The sequence below is a fragment of the Saccharomonospora sp. NB11 genome, assembly GCF_015910535.1.
Classification (GTDB): domain Bacteria; phylum Actinomycetota; class Actinomycetes; order Mycobacteriales; family Pseudonocardiaceae; genus Saccharomonospora.
Genome location: NZ_JACBJG010000002.1, coordinates 266,431 through 280,692, shown reverse-complemented (window position 1 = coordinate 280,692; position 14,262 = coordinate 266,431). Strand labels below are relative to the sequence as shown.

The 14,262-nt window shown below is 72.2% G+C and carries 13 protein-coding genes and 1 pseudogene; 9 read left to right on the top strand and 5 right to left on the bottom strand.

Annotated elements, in window-relative coordinates:
• The first annotated feature begins 1 nt into the window (after window position 1).
• On the top strand, window positions 2–658 hold the full coding sequence (locus tag JAV51_RS03560; protein WP_197319336.1) for a response regulator transcription factor: 657 nt from the start codon (window positions 2–4) through the stop codon (window positions 656–658).
• A 22-nt stretch (window positions 659–680) separates the two neighbouring features.
• On the opposite strand, the gene JAV51_RS03555 is transcribed toward JAV51_RS03560, so the two are convergent.
• Entirely contained in the window at window positions 681–1,343 is a 663-nt protein-coding gene (locus JAV51_RS03555) for a response regulator transcription factor (RefSeq protein WP_197319157.1), read from the bottom strand.
• A gap of 29 nt (window positions 1,344–1,372) precedes the next feature.
• Complete coding sequence (locus JAV51_RS03550; protein ID WP_197319156.1) at window positions 1,373–2,086, bottom strand: helix-turn-helix transcriptional regulator; 714 nt, start codon at window positions 2,084–2,086, stop codon at window positions 1,373–1,375.
• 143 nt (window positions 2,087–2,229) lie between these two features.
• On the opposite strand from JAV51_RS03550, the gene JAV51_RS03545 reads away from it, so the two are divergent.
• Genes JAV51_RS03545 through JAV51_RS03520 form a run of 6 tightly spaced genes read left to right on the top strand, consistent with a single transcriptional unit; the run spans window position 2,230 to window position 10,222 of the window.
• Window positions 2,230–2,907, top strand: coding sequence for a response regulator transcription factor (locus JAV51_RS03545; RefSeq protein WP_197319155.1), 678 nt, complete (start codon window positions 2,230–2,232; stop codon window positions 2,905–2,907).
• Window positions 2,904–4,190, top strand: coding sequence for a sensor histidine kinase KdpD (locus JAV51_RS03540; protein WP_197319154.1), 1,287 nt, complete (start codon window positions 2,904–2,906; stop codon window positions 4,188–4,190). Before JAV51_RS03545 ends, JAV51_RS03540 begins: the two co-directional genes overlap by 4 nt.
• Window positions 4,191–4,224: 34 nt before the next feature.
• Complete coding sequence (locus JAV51_RS03535; protein ID WP_307845722.1) at window positions 4,225–6,033, top strand: fibronectin type III domain-containing protein; 1,809 nt, start codon at window positions 4,225–4,227, stop codon at window positions 6,031–6,033.
• A complete protein-coding gene (locus tag JAV51_RS03530; RefSeq protein ID WP_197319152.1) occupies window positions 6,030–6,986 on the top strand; it encodes a MoxR family ATPase in 957 nt (318 codons plus the stop codon). The genes JAV51_RS03535 and JAV51_RS03530 overlap by 4 nt, the downstream gene beginning before the upstream one ends.
• Before the next feature lie 3 nt (window positions 6,987–6,989).
• Window positions 6,990–8,123, top strand: a complete 1,134-nt coding sequence (locus JAV51_RS03525) for a DUF58 domain-containing protein (RefSeq protein ID WP_197319151.1) — start codon at window positions 6,990–6,992, stop codon at window positions 8,121–8,123.
• Window positions 8,120–10,222: a transglutaminase domain-containing protein gene (locus JAV51_RS03520; RefSeq protein ID WP_197319150.1), complete on the top strand. Its 2,103-nt coding sequence runs from the start codon at window positions 8,120–8,122 to the stop codon at window positions 10,220–10,222. Before JAV51_RS03525 ends, JAV51_RS03520 begins: the two co-directional genes overlap by 4 nt.
• A gap of 4 nt (window positions 10,223–10,226) precedes the next feature.
• Here JAV51_RS03520 and JAV51_RS03515 read toward each other — a convergent pair whose 3' ends face one another.
• From JAV51_RS03515 to JAV51_RS03505, 3 genes and pseudogenes are all read right to left on the bottom strand, one after another.
• Window positions 10,227–11,528: a serine/threonine-protein kinase gene (locus JAV51_RS03515; protein WP_197319149.1), complete on the bottom strand. Its 1,302-nt coding sequence runs from the start codon at window positions 11,526–11,528 to the stop codon at window positions 10,227–10,229.
• Between the two features lie 76 nt (window positions 11,529–11,604).
• Window positions 11,605–12,061: pseudogene (locus tag JAV51_RS03510) on the bottom strand (DUF664 domain-containing protein).
• A 44-nt stretch (window positions 12,062–12,105) separates the two neighbouring features.
• A complete protein-coding gene (locus JAV51_RS03505) occupies window positions 12,106–12,684 on the bottom strand; it encodes a TetR/AcrR family transcriptional regulator (RefSeq protein ID WP_197319148.1) in 579 nt (192 codons plus the stop codon).
• 83 nt (window positions 12,685–12,767) lie between these two features.
• Between JAV51_RS03505 and JAV51_RS03500 the strand changes: the two genes are divergently transcribed.
• A complete protein-coding gene (locus tag JAV51_RS03500) occupies window positions 12,768–13,598 on the top strand; it encodes an acyl-CoA thioesterase II (RefSeq protein ID WP_197319147.1) in 831 nt (276 codons plus the stop codon).
• A gap of 114 nt (window positions 13,599–13,712) precedes the next feature.
• Window positions 13,713–14,252 (top strand): YbaB/EbfC family nucleoid-associated protein, encoded by a 540-nt coding sequence (locus tag JAV51_RS03495; RefSeq protein ID WP_197319146.1) that lies wholly within the window; start codon window positions 13,713–13,715, stop codon window positions 14,250–14,252.
• Window positions 14,253–14,262 lie beyond the last annotated feature (10 nt).

The window sequence follows — 14,262 nt, the reverse complement described above, 5'->3', positions numbered from 1 at the left end:
GCTGATCCGGGTCGTCCTCGCCGACGACGAGGCGATGATCAGGGCAGGGGTACGTGGAATCCTGGCCGCCGACCCGGACGTCGAGGTCGTCGCCGAGGCCGGTGACGGGCGCGCCGCGATCGAGGCGGTGCGTCGCCACCGCCCTGACGTCGTGCTGCTCGACATCCGGATGCCCGGCCTCGACGGACTGTCCGCCGCCGCAGCCCTGCGCCGTGAGTCTCCGGAGGTCGCGGTGGTGGTGTTGACGACCTTCGACGAGGACGCCTACGTCACCGAGGCACTCGAGTGCGGAGTGAGCGGCTTCCTGCTCAAGGCGTCCGATCCGAGGGAACTGCTCATCGCCATCCGCGCCGCCGTGGAGGGCGCTGCGTACCTGTCGCCGCGGATCGCCCGGCGATTGCTCGCCACCGTGCGGGACGCGGGCCGTTCGCGTGCCGCCGACGCCCGGCAGCGCGTCGCCGAACTGACCCCGCGCGAGCGCGACGTCCTCGCACTCGTGGGCACCGGAGCGTCCAATGCGGACATCGGGCGCGCGTTGTTTCTCTCCGAGGGCACGGTGAAGGCGCACGTGAGCGCGATCCTGCGGCGCCTGGCGCTCGACAACCGGGTGCAGGCGGCGATCCTCGCCCACGAGGCCGGCCTCGTCGAGCGCGGCTGACCCCGTCGCGCCTGGGCGACGATCACCGGGGTGGCCCGAGGTGGTAGCCCGCGCCGCGCACGGTCCGGATCACGTCGGGGGGACCGAGCTTGCGCCGCAGTTGTCGGATCACCACCTCCAGCACGTTCGAGGCGGGTGGCACGAGCTCGTCCCAAGCGTTCGCGATCAGGTCGCGACGCGAGACGACCTCACCGCCCGCCTCCAACAACTGCCGGAGCACGGCGAACTCCCGCGGACTCAACGACAACGGTCTGCCGCCACGACTCGCCTCGTGCCGCTCCGGGTCCAGCTCGATGTCGAACAGCCGCAGCGGTGCGACGGTGGCGGTGGGAGCGCGGCGGCACAGACTGCGGACCCGCACGAGCAGCTCCTCCATCGCGAACGGCTTCACCAGGTAGTCGTCTCCCCAGTGCAGTCCGTCGACCCGATCGCCCACCGTGTCGAGGGCCGTCAGGAACAACACGGGCACCGACCAGCCCCGGCGCCGGAGCGCCGCCACGTAGTCGAGGGCGTCCCCACCGGGCACCTTGCGGTCGAACACCGCACAGTCGTAGGAGTTGACGCTCACCGCCTCGTCGGCCGCGGCCAGATCGACGGCGACGTCGACGGCGAAACCGTCTCCGCGCAGGGACACTTCCAGCGCCAACCGCAGATGGTCGTCGTCCTCCAGCACCAGCACGCGCACGGGACAGACGGTAGCGCCCGATGCGCCCCTCAGGAGCCCAGCCAGCCCCGACGCGCGGCCTTCACTCCGGCCTCGAACCGGCTGCGGGCGTCGAGACGGTCCATCAGGCCCGCCACGAGCCGCCGCACCGTCCGCACGGAGACGCCGAGCAGACAGGCCACCGATTCGTCGGTGCGTCCCGACGCGAGCAGCACGAGGATCTCGCGCTCCCGCGGGGTCAACGCCTCCGTGTCGGCACCCGGTCGATGCAGGGGCGTGGCGGACTCCCACATCCGCGCGAACAACGTCCTCGTCGCGGCCACCACACTCGGCAACGTGAACAGCGTGGTCCCGGTCGGTGCCGTGGTGTCCGTACCGGGAAGCACGGTGGCCGTGTCGTCGATGAGCAACGCGCACAGCGGCACGTCCGAGGTCGTTCGTACTTCGGCCCCCTCGGCCGCCCATGCGTGCGCGAGTCGGCGGCCCTCCACGCTCGTGAGGTCGCGTTCGGGCAGCAGGACCCGGTAGCGCACGCCGCGCCGCAGGTTGCGGTGGTGCAGCGAGTTCGGGCGGAAGAGCCGAGGACCGCCCACGGACGTGACGCTGACGCCAACGTCCCGCGCCGCGTGGACGAGTGCGGCGTCGACGCGGCCCCGGACCGAACCCGGCACCGCGTGCACCACGGACATGTGTGTCGGCAGCGACGGCGCCCGCCCGGGCAGTGCCTGGCCGGGCGGGGCGTCGAGCAGTGTCAGGTCGGGCATCGCCCACCTCCCTCTGCGGCGGCGAGGCAGCTTGCTGCCAGCCGCGTCGAACGCGCTTTCCCACCCGGATCACCGCGTTAGGCTGCCGTCGGCGGAGGTGACCCGGGATGTCCACACCATGCGCGGCGCAACATGAGGAACCGATGACACGACCTCCCTCCTGGCGGGTGTTGCTGGTCGAGGACGACGAGAACGTTCGCGTGGCCGTGTCGGTGGAGCTGAGAGGACAGGGGTTGGTGGTCGAGACCGCCACGGATCTGGCCTCGGCCGATGCGGTGCTGAGGACGGGGCCGTACCACTGCGTCGTGTTCGACCGCATGCTGCCCGACGGCGACTCCGTCGCCTACGTCTTCGACCGCCGCCGGACCGGGTGGACGGTTCCGGTGCTGTTCCTGACCGCGCGGGACTCGCTCGCCGACCGCGTCACGGGCTTCGAGCACGGCGGTGACGACTACCTCGTCAAACCGTTCGCGGTCGCGGAGCTGACGGCCCGGGTCCTGGCGTTGTGTCGCCGCTCGGGGGAGGGGCGGCCGTCCGTGTTGCGGCACGCCGACCTCGAACTGGACTGCGCGCGCCGACGGGTGCGGCGTGCGGAGACCGAATTGTCGTTGACCGACAAGGAGTTCTCGGTGCTGGAGTACCTCATGACCAGGTCCGGCAGCGCGGTGACGCGCACCGAACTGATCGAACACTGTTGGGACTCGAGCACCGATCCGATGTCCAACGTGGTGGACGTGACCGTGCGCAGACTCCGCCGCAAGCTCGGTCCGCCGGACGTCGTGCTGACCGTGTTCGGCGTCGGCTACCGGTTGGCGACGTGAAGGGCTCGGCCGCGGCGCGGCTGCGTCGGTTGCGCTGGCTGCTCACCGCCCTGTTCACGGCCATCAACGCGGTCGGCCTCGTGGTGCTCGCGTGGCTGCTCGTGCGTGACAACGCCGAACAGGGCCACGAGCGGCTCGACGCCGAGGTCCACCGCGTGACCTCCACCGTCAAACGTCTGCTCCAGTACGATGGGACCACGCTCGACACGTCGTTGATCGACGACGACGAGATCGACACGCAGTGTCCCCAGTTCGCTGTGCTCCCGGGCGACACGGGTGCCTTCGAGGGGCACGTCAGCGCCCGCGCCTGTGTCGAGGTGGACCTCGACGTCCTCAACGGCGCCGCACGGGAGGCCGTGCTGACGCAGTCGTTCTTCCGCGCCGCCGTCCGTGGGTCCGACGGCGGGCTGGTGTGGGTCGGCGCCGACCCGTTCCGCAACGACCGGGGACAGTACATCGGCGCGGTGGTGGCGGCCGTGGACGCCGATCCGACCCAGGCCGAGCACGACCGGCTGGTACTGCTCGTGGTCGGTGGGTGCACGTTGCTCGTCGCCGCCGTCGCGCTCGGCGGACACCTCCTGTCGGGCCGGGCGATCCGGCCCGCCGTCGCGGCCCTGGAACAGCAGGAACTCCTGCTCGCCGAGACGGCGCACGATCTGCGTTCCCCGGTCGCGGCGTTGCGGGCGCTCGCGGAGACGGCGCAGCGCAATCCGGCTGAGCGCGAGGAACTGCTGACCCGCACGGTGAACCTGGCCGCGAGGATGGGCGGGATCATCGACGACCTGCTCACCAGGGCGCGTCTGGCGGCCGGCGTCGAGCAACTGCGGGCCACTGCCGTTCGGCTCGACGAGCTCGTGACCGCCGTGGTGGCCGAGGCCGCGGCGGGGTCGGCGACGGTCACCGTCACCACAGCCCCGACGACGGTGACCGCCGACGCCGCGCTCGTGCAACGGGCGGTGGGCAACCTCCTCGACAACGCGCTGAAGTACGGGCGCCACCCCGGTTCCGACGCCGTCGTCCACATCACGGTGGCGGGTGGTCGGGTGATCGTCGCCGACCACGGACCGGGCATCGACCCGGAGGTCGTGGAGGAGCGCTTCGACCGGTTCTCGACCACGGGCGGGTCCAGCGGGCTCGGGCTGGCCATCGTTCGGTGGGTCGCACAGGCCCACGGCGGTTCGCTGCGTGTCTACAACGCCGAGGCGGGCGGCGCGATCTTCGAGCTGGTGTTCCCCGAGGCGACGAGCGACCGGGCTGTCGTGGAGAAACCGGTCCGAAAGTGATCCCACTGTGGCCGCGATCTCCTATGCTCGGCGCGTGCCCGCACCGCTACTGTCGGCGTGGCGTGACCGCGCACTGCGTCGGGGACCTCTGATCGCGGTGGTCCTCGCGTGCGTCGCCGCGGTCGTGGGGGCGGTGACGGCGGTGGTCGCGCCCGCGAACGGACTCCGGTTCGTGCAGGAGGGTCACTGGGTCGCCCAGCCGGACTCGGATCTCGTGGTGCACGTCGACGGCGAGGCGAAGACCGTCGACGCGCGGGTTCCCATCCCGGGACTCGAACCCGGCAGCAGCGTGGTGCACGGGGAGACCAGCGGCTACGTGGTGTCGCGCACGCGCATCGTGGAGTTCGGCAAGTCGACCCTCACCGTCGAGGGCACGATGCCCGCGCCTGCCGACGAGGAGCCCGTCGCCGTGGAGACCCCCGGTGGTCCGTACCTCGTCTACCGGGAGGCGGGCACGGTGGTGCGCCTCGGGCCGAAGCACGCCACGGTGCGCGTCCCCGGACCTCTCGGCGTTCCCGTCGCCACGCCGGACGGCACGCTGTGGCTGCACCGGCTCGACGCGAACGTGCTGTGCCGCCTTCCTCGGGACGCGGAGCGGATCACGTGTCCTGCCGTCGCTCCCCAGGGCCACGACGGCGCGCTCGCGGTGGTGGGGACATCGGCGGTGTTCGTCGACGTCGCCGACGACACGCTGCATGCCGTGTCGGCCGACGGACTGGGCCCCGCCGTGCGGGCCCGGATCGATCTGCCCGAGGACGCGGACGTCGCGCCGCGGGACGCGGGCGGCCGAATCGCGGTTCTCGACGACGCCGCCGACCGGCTGTTGCTGGTGGACGCCGCCGGCCTCGACCCCGGCCGGACTCCGGACGCGACCGTGCCGGTGGACCTGCCGCGCGGGGAGTTCGCGACGCCCGCAGTGAGCGGCAGCGCGGTCGTGGTCCTCGATCGCTCGCGCGGCACCGTGCTGACCTACGCGTCGGACGGCACCCGACTGCGGTCGTCCACCCTCCCGACGACCGAGGGCGATCCGCAGCTCGCCACCGCCGAGGACGGCCGCGTGTACGTCACCGGACGGCAGGGCAGGCAGGTGCTGGTCGTCGATCATGACGGCGGCGTGCACACCGTCGTCGCGGGCCCAGGCCCCGACCCGTCGAGCCGGCCTCCGTCGTCGCGACCGGAGCGGCCCGACGACACCGAGACCCCGCAGAGCACCGACCGCGACCAGCGGGTGAGCGTCCCCGGCGACGAGGAACGGACTCCGACTCCGGATCCGCCCGGGCCACCCGGTCTTCCGCCCGGGGTGACGGCCGAGGCCGACGGCACGACCGTGACGGTGACGTGGGGCGCGGCGCGGTCCAACGGGGCTCGCGTGACGAGCTACCACGTCACGTGGGACGGCCCGTCGGCGGCAGCGGCGACGAAAACCGTGCCAGGCAGTGCTCGTTCGACCGTCCTTCGTGGACTCGACTACGGCAGGTACACGATCACCGTGAGGGCCGAGAACAGCGCGGGAAGGTCGGCTCCCGCGACCGCGTCGGTCACCGTGGAGCGCACGCCGGAGGTCACCGTCACACGGGGCACGACGGACAGCTACGACGGCTGCGAGCCACCGGAGTGCGCGACCATGCTCGTGGTCCTGCGCAACTTCGAACCGAACACGGAGTACGAGATCATCCCGTACTCGACGAACACCGACTACTCCAACCCGGGATCGCGCCAGACCACCGACGAGAACGGCTACGTCAGCTTCGAGGCGTTCCATTTCGAAAGCGTCGGCGAGGAGGTCTGGGTCGTGGTCGACGGCCGTTGGACGTCGAACCGGTACGTGTGGGAGGCAGAGTGAGCGCAACGCGAGCGGGCGAGGTCGCCACGCTCATCGTGGACAACGTGTGCGGCGTGATCCGGGGCAAACCCGAGCTCGTCCGCCTCGCCGTCGCGGCGTTGTTCGCCGAGGGACACCTGCTGGTGGAGGACGTGCCCGGACTCGGCAAGACGACGCTGGCCCGCTGCCTGGCCCGCAGCGTCGACGGACGGTGGAGCCGCGTCCAGTGCACGCCTGACCTGCTGCCCGGCGACGTCACGGGCGTCACCGTGTACCGCCAGAAGGACGACGAGTTCACGTTCCACCCGGGGCCCGTGTTCGCCAACGTCGTGGTCGCCGACGAGATCAACCGCGCGACGCCCCGCACCCAGTCGGCGTTGCTGGAGGTGATGGCCGAGCGGCGGGTGACGGTCGACGGCGTCGCGCACGAGGTGCCGCGGCCGTTCCTGGTGCTCGCGACCCAGAACCCGATCGAGTTGGAGGGCACGTACCGGTTGCCGGAGGCGCAGCGCGACCGGTTCCTCATGCGACTGTCCGTCGGCTACCCCGACCTCGACACCGAGGTGCTCGTCGTCCTCAGCGACTGCGCGGGTGTGAGCGCCGACGACCTGACGCCCGTGGTCGACGTCGCCACGCTGCGAGCCGTCATCGACGACGTGCGGATGGTGCACCTCGAACGCGCCGTGGTGGAGTACGCCGCCCGGCTCGCGGCGGCCACTCGGGTGCACGAGGCCGTGCGCTACGGGGCCAGTCCTCGCGGCAGCATCGCGCTCGTGCGCACCGCGCAGGCGGTGGCCGCGATGGACGATCGCACGTTCGTCACTCCCGACGACGTCAAGGAGGTGGCGGTGCCGGTGTTGGCCCACCGGCTCGTGCTCACGGCCGAGGCCGAACTCGCCGCGCGCGGCGCCGACGAGGTGGTGCGCGACGTGCTCGCGGCGACCCCGGCGCCCGCGTTGACCGCCGGGCACTGAGCGATGCGGCTCACCGCCCGAGGCACCGTCGTGCTCGTCGCCTCGGTCGTGCTCGTCGCGTCCGGTCAGTGGGCCGGGTATCCGCTGCTCCGGGCGCTCGGCGCCGCCGGGGTGGCCTGCGTGCTCGCGGCGCTCGTGTCGGTGGCCCGACGTCCCCGGATCGAGCTGCGTCGCACCGTGTTCCCCGACCGGGTCGAACGAGGCAGACCGGCGTTGGCGACGGTGTTGGTGACCAACCCGACGAGGCGGCGCCAGCGCGGTCTGCACCTCACCGACGGGGTCGCCGGCGCTCCCCGCACGCTCCACATCGCACCGCTGCCTCCCGAACGCAGCGTCGTCCGGCGCTACGACCTGCCCACGGCCCGGCGAGGCCGGCACACCGTGGGGCCGCTCGTGGCGAGGCGGACGGACCCTTTCGGACTGGCGGGTCACCGATGGGACGCGGGGGAGGCGACCACGGTGTGGGTGCAGCCGAGGCGCTGGCCTGCCCGCCCGCTGTCCGCCCGCGTGCTCCGGAACCTGCGGCCCGCGGGGACGACGGGACTCGTGCGCGGAATGGAGGATCTGCGCGACATCCGCGAGTACGTCCCCGGCGACGACGTGCGCCGGTTGTCCTGGAAGGCCATCGCCCGCACGGGCCGGTTGCTGGTGCGCGACCTCGTGGACCCGGCACAGCCCCGGATCACCGTGGGCCTGGACACGCGACGCGGCGTGTTGTCGCCGGAGTCGTTCGAGGACGCCGTGGACGTCGCCGCGTCCGTGCTGCTCGCGTGCGGCCGGGCGGGACATCCGACGCGTCTGGTCACCTCCGGTGAACGCGACCGGGACTTCGGGTCCGCCGAGTCGGCCGGTCGGGAGATGCTCGACGAGTTGTGTGTGGTGGAACAGCAGGGTTCGCCCGCCGACGCCGTGTTGTCGACGACCGCGGTCGCGCGGTCGGCCTCGGACGTCGTGGTGCTCGTGACGGCCGCGTCGGCCGACCCGCAGGCGTGGCGGGCGCTCGCCCTGCGCTGCCCGGCGACGGTGTGCGTGCTGCTGGGTGACGAGGCGGGGACGGCGGTGAGTCCCGGGTTGACGGTGCTGCGTGGTCCCGGCGCGCCCGAGGCGGTGGAACAGTGGAACAGGTTCGTGGGATGACCTCGCCGGGTGCTTCCCTCGCGGCCACGGCGGTGGTGGGGGCGTTGGCGGCCGTCGCGGGGTTGTCGTTCGCGCCGGTCTTCGGGGCGGTGGCGTTGGCGATCCCGGTCGGGGTGCCTGTCTCGGCGGTGGTCCTGGCCGCACTGGGGTGTCGTCGCCCGGCGTTGCAGCCGTGGCGCCCACTGGTGACCTTTGTGAGCGGTGTGCTCGCGGTCGTGGAGACCACGTTGTGGGAGACCACCGCGAACGGCCTGCCCACCGGCGAGACGGCGGCGGCGTTCCAGCGCGGCGTCGCGACGTCGTGGCAGCAGGTGCTGCAGTCGACGTGGCCCGCGCGGGCCGAGCCGGACACGATGCTGTTCGTCCCGCTGCTCGCGGTGTTCGCCGCCGTGCTCGGCGTCGAGCTGGTCCACCGGGCGCGGTTCACGCTGGTCGCGGTGGTGCCGAGTCTGCTCCTGTTGGTGGTCGCGCAGGTCTACGTCGCCGCCTCCGGGTGGTTCGCCGTGACGGTCGGAGCCGGCTACCTGGCGCTCGTGGGGGCCTTGTTCGGGCGACGGCGGACCAGCGGAGGCGGGCGGCTCGCGGTGGCCGGGGTCGGGCTCGTCGGCGTGGCCACCATGGTGGTGGTGACGGTCGCCGTCCCGGTGCCGTCCGCCCGCTACTCGCTGCGCGACGACCATTCGGTGCCGCTCGTCGACCTCACCGTGGCAAGCCCGCTCGATCGGCTCTCCGCGCGGCTGGCCGAACCCGACACCCCATTGTTCCGGCTGCGCGGCGACGTCGCCGGGCACTGGCCGCTGGTCGTGCTGGACACCTTCGACGGGGTCACCTGGCAGCCGGGCACGCGGTACCGGCGGCTCGGCTCGGAGCTTCCGCCCGGGCCCGAGGTGCGGGTGCCGGTGCGTGAGCGGACCACGAGGGTCGAGCTGCTCGACCTGGAACCTCCGTGGTTGCCCGGCCGCACCTGGCCGTCGCGTGTGGACGGTGTGGCTCCGTTGGTGGAGGAGCGGCACCGCAGTCTGCTCGTGCCCGAGGAACGATCACCGCTGACCTACACGCTGACGTGGTGGGACCCGGAGGTCACCGCGCGGGCGCTGGCCGACGCCCCGGTGGATGCCGACGCGCCGGGTGGTCTCGCCGCGATCGGCAGCGTGCCCCCGGGCGTGGCCGAACTGGCCGAACGGGCCGCGGGCGAGGGCAGGCCCACGTTCCGGACGGCGGTACGGCTCGAGCAGTACCTTCGGGAGCACTACACGATCGCGCCCGCGACGGAGGTCGCGTCCGGACACTCGTGGCCCCACCTGGAGCGGTTCCTGTTGACCGAACGACGAGGCACCAGCGAACAGTTCGCCGCCGCCTACGTCGCGCTCGCCCGGGCACGCGGAATTCCCGCCCGGCTCGTCGTGGGCTTCACGGTCGAGGAGCACACCGACGACTACACGGTGCGCAACGCCGACGCCGAAGCCTGGCCCGAGGTGGCGGTGGAGGGCGTCGGCTGGGTGCCGCTGGACCCGACCGGAGTCGTCAGCGGCCGTGATTCGCGGGGTGACGGGCTGACCGCCGTCACCGACCGGGCGCGGGGCGTCTTGGACGAACGGGACCCGGCGCCGGAACCGCCCGAGGGCGAGGACGAGTCGCCTCCGGCCCGAGCCGCCGAGGACGACCCCTCGATCCACCTGCCTCTCTGGCTGTTCGCGGCGATCCTGCCGCTCGCGGTGGTGAGCTGGTGCGGCGCTGTCGTGGTGGGCAGAATGGTGCGGACTCAGCGCCGTCGCCGCCGTACCGGTGCCGCCGGAGTCCTCGCGGCGTGGGCGGAGGCACACGACCGGCTGCGTGCGCACGGCGTGGTCACCAGTCCGGCGATGACGCCACGCGAGGTCGCGGTCGCCGCTGCCGACGTGGTCGATCAGGACACGGTCGCCGCCGTGCGCGCGCTCGCGTCCGAGGTCGACCTGGCGGCGTGGTCCGGCCCGACCGCCCTCCGGGCCGCCGATCGCGATCGGGCCTGGGCAGCGGTCGGCACGATCCGTCGTGGACTCGCGCGCCGGGGATGGCGAGCCCGGCTATGTGCCATGTTCGGTCACCGCGGCCGTCGCTGACGAGTCACGGCGAGCAGGCCGCGCGACGCAGCGGGCGGATCTCACTGGTGTACACCCGCACGCCGTCGCTGCCCTTCACCTGGAAGCAGTACGCCAGGGACGGATCGACCTCGACGCGATACGACGTCCGGCTGTTCACGTACACGGTGTCGGTCTCGCCGCCCTCCTCGGCGACGATCACCGCGTAGTGCAGATTCCCGTCACCGTGCCACGACAGCTCCACGCTGTGACCGAGATCGACCGGCTGGTCGAGCCGAATGTTCTCCACAGCGGCGGACGTGGTCGGGTTCGCCCCGCGGATCTCCGCCGGGGCGGGCGGAACGGCGACCTGCTGCGGTCGGTACGCCAGCAACAGCACCGCGCCGACCACGAGCATCGCCACCACGACGACGGCCGCCACCACCGGAGCCGGGCTCACCGTCGGCAGCCTCCGGCGACGCCGTGCCGGACCGGTCACCAGGATCGGCTCGCCGAGGTCGTCCGGCAGGGGAGAGACCGGAGTGCCGTGGCCGGGGTCGTGCGCGCGGGTCGGGTTCTCCCGCACGGCGCGCAGGCGGTCGACGACCTCCTGGGCGCTGCCGGGACGATCGGTGGGGTCCTTCGCCAGCAGACCCGCCACCAGGTTCGCGAGCGCGGGCGGCACGTCGGTCCGGTCGATCGGGGGAACCGGGTCGGTCAGGACACGCAACACGAAGCGGTCGTCCGGCTCGCCCGGCACGCGGCGGTGCGGCGGCCGTCCGGTCAGCGCGACGTGCAGGATCGCGCCGAGCCCGTAGAGGTCGCAGCGCTCGTCGAGGGAACCGTCGCGCAGAGTTTCCGGCGCTGTCCAGGACTGCGGCGTCGTCGCGTCGGCGAAGTACCGCCGGAGCGTGGTGCCGAAATCGGAGAGCAGGACGTCACCGGAGCCCTCGAACAACACGTTGCCCGGCGAGACACCACCGTGGACGATCCCGCGTCCGTGCGCGGCGCTCAGTGCCAACGCCAAGGACTCGCCGAGCGCGAGAACCTCGCCCACCGGCTGCGCGCCCTCCTGGTCGACGAGTTCGCCCAGCGACTGCGCACACAGGTCCATGCGCAGCGCCGTGTTCCCGTCGGGCAGCCGTTCGATCGTGTCGGGCGCGAGGATGTGCGCCTGCTCCCGCAAGCCCGCCAGGGCGGCGATCTCGGTCCGCACGGCGCGCAACGACCGGCGGTCGAGCGCGCCGGGGTAGACCTTCAGGGCGAACGCCGTGTCGTCGGCCTCCCCGGCGTACACCGTGGCGACCGGACCCTGTCCCACCAGCACGAGTTCGTCGTCACCCGACACGTGGCCCCCAGCCTCGTTCTCGCCCGTCGGGTCAGTGTGGCACGCTCACGGCCCCGAGCGGCGCGCCCGACGACGCTCACCCGCCCCCGACCTCGCGGGCGACGTTCTCCAACCGCTCGTGGTACCGCCGCCACCAGTCCGCGTCCTGTCGGGGCAGGTTGGCCTCCTGCTGCAGTCCCGCCGAACCGTCGACGAGCTCACGCACGACGTCGGCGTGTCCGGCATGGCGCTGGGTCTCGGCCGTCATGTGTGCCAACACGGTGTGGAGCGTGGTGTGTGCCCGCGCCTCCGGCCAGTGCGGCACGACGCCGGGCGCGCCCAGGGCGAGTGCGGTGATCGTGGCGTCGGAGTGGGCACACGCCCGCCGATACAGCTCCACGATGTCCTCGCGGGACTCCTCGGCCGTGGCCCACGTGTCCGCGCTGTCCTCGGCTTCGTCGTGGAGTACCACGTCCCTCCAGTTTCCAGACCAGTGCTTCGCGTGCCTGGCGCAGGTAGTGGTGGAGGACGGACTTCGGATCGGGGGAGTTCATGCGCGCATCGTGGTACGGCGCGCCGACGACGGCGTGCGCTTCTTCTACCGTTCGAGCGCGACGCCGCACACCGACTCCAGCTCGGTGACGACGGCGTCGAGCGGGGCGGCGCTGCGCTGCGCCCTGGCGAGCACGAGCGCGCCCTGCAGCGCGCTCACGACGAGGGTCCCGAGGGAGGCCGCCTGTCGTTCCGGCACACCGCGCCGATGTAACGCCTCCGCGAAGGCGGCTTCCCACTCGCGCAGGGCGTTCCCGGCGAGCTCCCGCGCGGACTCCACCGGTCCGAGCGCCGCGGCGGCGACGGGGCAGCCCGCCGTGTAGTCGGTGCGGGCGAGGTCCCGTCGCCACAGCTCCACGATCGCGCGCACCGCGTGCACCGGGCCGTGCTCGCGCAGCAGTTCGGTGATCCTGGCGGTCAGTGCGTCGGAGGCGGCACGCGTGGCCTCTTCCACCAGCTGCGCCTTCCCACGCGGGAAGTGGTGGTACACCGACCCCCGCGGAGCGCCGCTGTGAGCCAGGACGTCGGCGAACGACGTCCCCGCCACTCCGCGCTCACGCAACAGGGCCACGGCGCTGGTGGTCATCGCCTGCTTGGCTCCGCCACGGCGGTTCTGCTGTGCCATGCGTTACCTCCTGGAGCGCCCGGACGGCGGGGCTATGTAGGTTGGCATAACTCGTCGATCGGACCTGTACCGCGGAGCCTCTCATGACCGAAGTCGCCCTTTCCGAGACCGGCCACCCGTTCGACCGGGCCCTCACGTTGGAGGAAGGCCGAGGCGAGGGGGTCCTCACGGGGAACACCGACCCGGCGTACTCGAACATGGTGGGACCGTTCGGTGGGGTCACGGCCGCGGTTCTCGTGCGTGCCGTTCTCGACGACGCCCGGTTGCTCGGTGAGGTTCTCTCGCTCACGGTCAACTACGCCGCACCGATCGCCGACGGGCCGTTCGAGGTCGTCGCGACACCGGTGCGCACCAACCGGTCCACCCAGCACTGGACCGTGTCCCTCACCCAGGACGACGTGGTCACCACCACCGCGACGGTCGTCACCGGGGTACGCCGGTCGACGTGGTCCGACACCGAGGCGGTGATGCCCGAGGTCCCGCCCGCCGAGACCGTGCCGCCGTACACGAAGCTCGACTTCGTGGCCTGGGCGCGCAACTACGAAATGCGGTTCGTGACGGGCGCGGTGCCCGAGCCCGGAACCGGGCCGCAACCGGACTCGACCACGACGCTGTGGGTGCGCGAACGGCCGTCCCGTGCGCTCGACGTGCCCGCGCTCGCGGCGCTGTGCGACGTCTTCTATCCGCGCGTACTCCGCAGGAGGGGAGCCTTCGTTCCCGCGGGCACGGTGTCGCTGACGACCTACTTCCACGCCGGCGCGGACGTCGTGGCGGAGCAGGGAGACCGACCCGTGCTCGCCACGGCGTGGGCGGGCGCGTTCGGCGGTGGATACTTCGACCAGTCCGCTCGGCTGTGGAGCTCTGACGGTCACCTCTTGGCCAGCAGCCACCAGTTGGTGTACTTCAAACAGTGAGCGCGGTTGGGCCGTTCGGGCCGATCTGACGGCGTGTCGGCCCATGGAGGGAACCGATGGGGGACACTGCGCGTCAAGCACGACGAAGGGCATGACTGGGGAGGGGCAGGCTCGATGTCGGACGGTGTCGACGCCAGCGATCGCATGATCGACGACTGGACTCGCAAGATCCAGGAACAGGCACAGCGCTACCAGGCCATGGCCGCGCGCGTGCAGGAGATCTCGGTGACCGAGCGTTCGCCCGACAACACGGTCGAGGTGAGGATCAACTCGAAGGGACTGCTCACCGGGTTGACGATCTCCGACAGCGCGCAGGGCAAGTCGATGTCGGAGCTGTCGGCGCAGATCATGCGCACCGTGCAGACCGCGCAGTCGCGCATTCCCGAGCTGCTCCAACAGGCGATGGTCGAGACCGTCGGCGCGGAGGACCAGACCGCGGCCAAGGTGTTCGACGACGCGCGCAAGACCTTCCCCGAGCCGCCCGAGGAGACCACTGACGGTGCGGCTGCCGAGCGCGACCGTGAGATGCGCTTCGGTCCCGAGGAAGACGAGGAGCCCACACCACCGCCTCCGCCGCGGCCTCGACCGAACGTGCGTCGGCGACCTCCCGAGGAGGACGACGACGACTTCGGTGGACGGTCGATCCTTTCCTGATCCACTTCGC

Coding starts and splice junctions, on each gene's coding strand:
- JAV51_RS03550 (WP_197319156.1), bottom strand. CDS start 2,086: ATGCCCGACCTGACACTGCTCGACGCCCCGCCCGGCCAGGCACTGCCC.
- JAV51_RS03545 (WP_197319155.1), top strand. CDS start 2,230: ATGACACGACCTCCCTCCTGGCGGGTGTTGCTGGTCGAGGACGACGAG.
- JAV51_RS03525 (WP_197319151.1), top strand. CDS start 6,990: ATGCGGCTCACCGCCCGAGGCACCGTCGTGCTCGTCGCCTCGGTCGTG.
- JAV51_RS03520 (WP_197319150.1), top strand. CDS start 8,120: ATGACCTCGCCGGGTGCTTCCCTCGCGGCCACGGCGGTGGTGGGGGCG.
- JAV51_RS03505 (WP_197319148.1), bottom strand. CDS start 12,684: ATGGCACAGCAGAACCGCCGTGGCGGAGCCAAGCAGGCGATGACCACC.
- JAV51_RS03500 (WP_197319147.1), top strand. CDS start 12,768: ATGACCGAAGTCGCCCTTTCCGAGACCGGCCACCCGTTCGACCGGGCC.
- JAV51_RS03495 (WP_197319146.1), top strand. CDS start 13,713: ATGTCGGACGGTGTCGACGCCAGCGATCGCATGATCGACGACTGGACT.